Genomic DNA, 3725 nt, shown 5'->3' on the forward strand with positions numbered 1-3725 from the left:
TTACCTATTTCAATTCTGTCGTTCAATTCTTTTTCAAAAACATCTTTAGGTTTAGTTAAGACAACTTCCTGTTTTTCGATTGGTATTTTCTTTTTTGCCATTGGTTGGTTTTGCTTGTTGCTAACGTATTAGTATAACCGTCAGTTACGGATTTAAATATACAAAATTTCAGTTTATGCCAACCGTTAGCAATTCCGAGTGGATTCGGACGAAGTCGAATCCGCCGTAATTGCGGTTATACATTGTTGTGTGCTGGCATTTTTGTATTCAGTTTTATGTAATTTTCAATCCGTTTGTTTCTCGATTTAACAAAATTTGTAACTCCTTTTTTATATAACTTATAGTCCTCAATTCCGTTAAAAGTAGGTTTTGTTTTGAAATTATCGAATGGTAAATAGAATTTTACATTTTGATTTTCGTCCAAAAGGTCATTAAGCAAAAAGAAATCTACATAACCGCTAAAATTATCAAACAGTTCAAAAAATTTTTTATATCTCAAAAATGTGTCATATAGAGGGTTTCCTTGTCCTTCGTAAGATAGGCGAATACATTCTAATGTTAAATCAAATCTGTCGTCAATTAAGCTATTAACACCTCTTGCTTGATTGATGGTAAATTTATTATCAATTTTGTTTTTAGGAAAAACAGTGTAAGCTCCAATTGTACTTCCGATGTCGAAAAGTTCATTTACTTCGTTAGAAACTTGTTTTATTAGCCATTGTTTTCTTTTCTGATTTCTATATGAGTGTGTTATTGCATCACTTCCCAGCGAGAATTCTCCAAGTTCTGAATTATGATATAAATAAGCTCCAGTTTTGGTTGTAATCAGTTCAAAAAAAATTCCGTTTGGCAAAGGTTTACTCCAAAGTATTTTATGATATTTTCTTAAAGTTGGACTTGTACTGTCAGGGTCTCCACCACGAGCATCAGAGTGAACATTAAAATTTATGTCAACTGTCATTATTCCTTGTTTTTATTTCGTGCAGAGTGTTTGTTTTGCTTGCACACAACGTGTTAGTATAACCGTCAGTTACGGATTTAAATATACAAAATTTCAGTTTATACCAACCGTTAGCAATTCCGAGTGGATTCGGACGTAGTCGAATCCGCCGTAATTGCGGTTATACCGTGTTGTGGGGTCGTTTTTTTAATTGCGTTCAAATATTAAATTTGGCCCGTCAACATAAGATTGCCCTAAAGTCATTTTTCCATTAGTCAAACCGTAAGTCCATTTTGAGATATTTATTTTCACTAATAATATTTTTGGGTCAGTATTTCCTCCTAAATGGTCTTTTCCAAAAAAATAATGATATTCTCCGTTTGCGTATCCTGCGTTATCTCCACCAGAAACGACTAGAATTCCGTTTGACTTAAAATTGTAATTTATATTTTTATTAGAATAGTCAATCGAGTCTTCTCCTTCAAGCCCATAAAATTTGGCTTCGGTTAATTTCCAATTTCCGACTATTTGATTTGAAATATCATTGTCATTTGAGCAATTTGAAATCAAAAATTCAATTAATAAAAAGATTAATGCTTTTTTCATAATTTTTTTTTAATATGTGTAATCTTTAATATAGTTGCGTTCAAATGCACCACAACGGTCTAGTATAAAAATAGTAGCGGATTTTCACACACTAACTTTTCGGTTAAACACAGACCTTTTTTATATTTACTTACTTTCGTTTTAACGAATAAACCGCTATTATTTTTATACATTGTTAGCCACAGGTATTTATTATTTCTTTCAAATATTGTTTAATTTTTGGATGTTCTTTGTCATAAGCTGAAAGGTCTTTTTTTGAAATTGTATCACAAATGGTTTTAGATAAAAACAGTTTCATATTTAAAGTATTAAAATTAATTTCATTTTTATCTTCATTGTTCTGTCTACAAATTTCAGTAGTGAAATCCAGAATAGCTTTTCTATTGTATGCAGGAAGTGTTCTTTTCTTTCTGTCGCTTTTTTTAATTTGAGAATATTTTTTCTTCCTCAAAAATTTATTTACGGAATCAAAAAATAAATCAGGATAAATAAAGTCCTCAAGTTCAATGTCATTAAATTTTTCATCGTCAAAACGATTTATAAAGGAACAATTAAGTTCTAAACAATCATACGTTTTATTATTTAACGAATTGAATCGATTTCGACCAGCTGAATCTCTGTCAAAAATTGCAACTATTTTAGGTTTATATTCTAGTTCAGAACAGAAATCATTTAAAAATTGTAAAAAACCTGGATATTTATCAACTCCACCACCAACTAAAATGTTAGGAATAGGAAGATTAAATTTTTTCATTAACGCAATAAATAAGTCTTTATCTTCTTGTCCTTCAACGAGTAAATTAAAGGGCATAACTTCCCAAGAATCGTTTCTGCCAATTCCAAAATTTTCTTTTATTTTTTGTGCTTGTTCAAAATTTGACCCTTTGAAAATTACAGTGTTTAATTTATAAAATAGCAAACCTTTTTTTCGTGAATATTCTTTTAGTTCTTTTGTTCCTTCAAACAAGAAAGTGTTCTTTAAATCATTAACATCTATAAAAAAATGTGAATGAGTCGTTATTATAATCTGACTTGAATTTGATTCTGAAACTAGTTTCGAGTACAAACTTTTTTGCAGACCTGCTTGAAGAAACGCTTCGGGTTCATCAATTGCCCAAATAATATCTTTTTTGGTTCTTGAATTCACATATTGAATTAGTGATAATAGAATTGTTCTTTGAATTCCACTTCCCTTTGTTTCTAGCTTTCGCTCATTCGTATCGAATAAAGTAAACTCAATAATTTTAGAAATTGCATCTCTTAAAAATAAATATTCGGGAAATCTTATTTGAAGTTTCCAATCATTGGAATCTATGGAATCAACATCTTTTAATAGACTTTGGAAAATTTTGGTTAATTCATTTTCTATTTTACCAACTGTCTGTTTAGATAATTCAATAAATTCGTCAAGTTTAGCTAACGAATCTTTTTGATTTTTACCTCTTCTTTTATCTAAACCTAAAGGTAATATTTCATCGTTTACTATTTCGGAAACTAACTTTGGTATATTGACATTGCTAGCCTCTACAAAAAAGAATTTGAAATTTTTAGTAAGAAAATCACGAATTTCTTTTTCTGTTAAGTCAATGTTGTCTCTTTTCCCTTTAAGCGTTATTTCTTTTATCCCTTTTTTTTCTGTAAAACTTTGAGATATTGAATAAGCAATATTACTTTCAATTTCAATGATTTTTGCTTTTAATGAAATTGCATAACCTTGACCTCTTGAACCTTCCACAATATGATATGGAATATCTTCTTCTGCACTAAAATTTTCAATTTGTGGGTCAAAAAACAAATTCAAAGCTCGAAGAAAATTTGTTTTTCCAACATTGTTAGAACCGCAAATTGTAATTAGATTTCCATCATTTATTATCAACTTGATACTTGATATCGAGCGAAAATTTTTAATAGTAAATTCGGAAAGTTTAAATTTCATTCGGGATGTTATTTTTACTTGTGGCTAACGTGTTTGGCTATGGTTTCGTTGCGTGAAAATCCGCGAGGATTTTCCGCCGTAAACCGAAGATAGCAAATTTGCGAGGACTTTCCGATAGGAAAGTCAGAAGCAATGAACTATAGCCGGTGTTGTAGCGTGTTTTTTAATTCCATTCTTTTTATAGAGAACGTTTTGGAATAGCTGTCCAAATATTCCAAGATTACAATTCCCTTTTTCGCTATT

3 protein-coding genes are annotated in these 3725 nt (G+C 30.0%); all 3 read right to left on the bottom strand.

Annotation, left to right across the window (positions count from 1 at the left end; genetic code table 11):
* Window positions 1-235: 235 nt before the first annotated feature.
* Window positions 236-961, bottom strand: coding sequence for a hypothetical protein (locus tag AB2B44_RS10495; RefSeq protein ID WP_369049537.1), 726 nt, complete (start codon window positions 959-961; stop codon window positions 236-238).
* A 186-nt stretch (window positions 962-1147) separates the two neighbouring features.
* Window positions 1148-1546: a hypothetical protein gene (locus tag AB2B44_RS10500; protein WP_369049538.1), complete on the bottom strand. Its 399-nt coding sequence runs from the start codon at window positions 1544-1546 to the stop codon at window positions 1148-1150.
* 175 nt (window positions 1547-1721) lie between these two features.
* The gene (locus AB2B44_RS10505; RefSeq protein ID WP_369049539.1) at window positions 1722-3482 is read right to left on the bottom strand and encodes an ATP-dependent endonuclease; all 1761 of its coding nucleotides are present in this window, start codon (window positions 3480-3482) and stop codon (window positions 1722-1724) included.
* Window positions 3483-3725: the final 243 nt, after the last annotated feature.

This window comes from Tenacibaculum sp. UWU-22, from assembly GCF_041021355.1.
Lineage (GTDB): Bacteria > Bacteroidota > Bacteroidia > Flavobacteriales > Flavobacteriaceae > Polaribacter.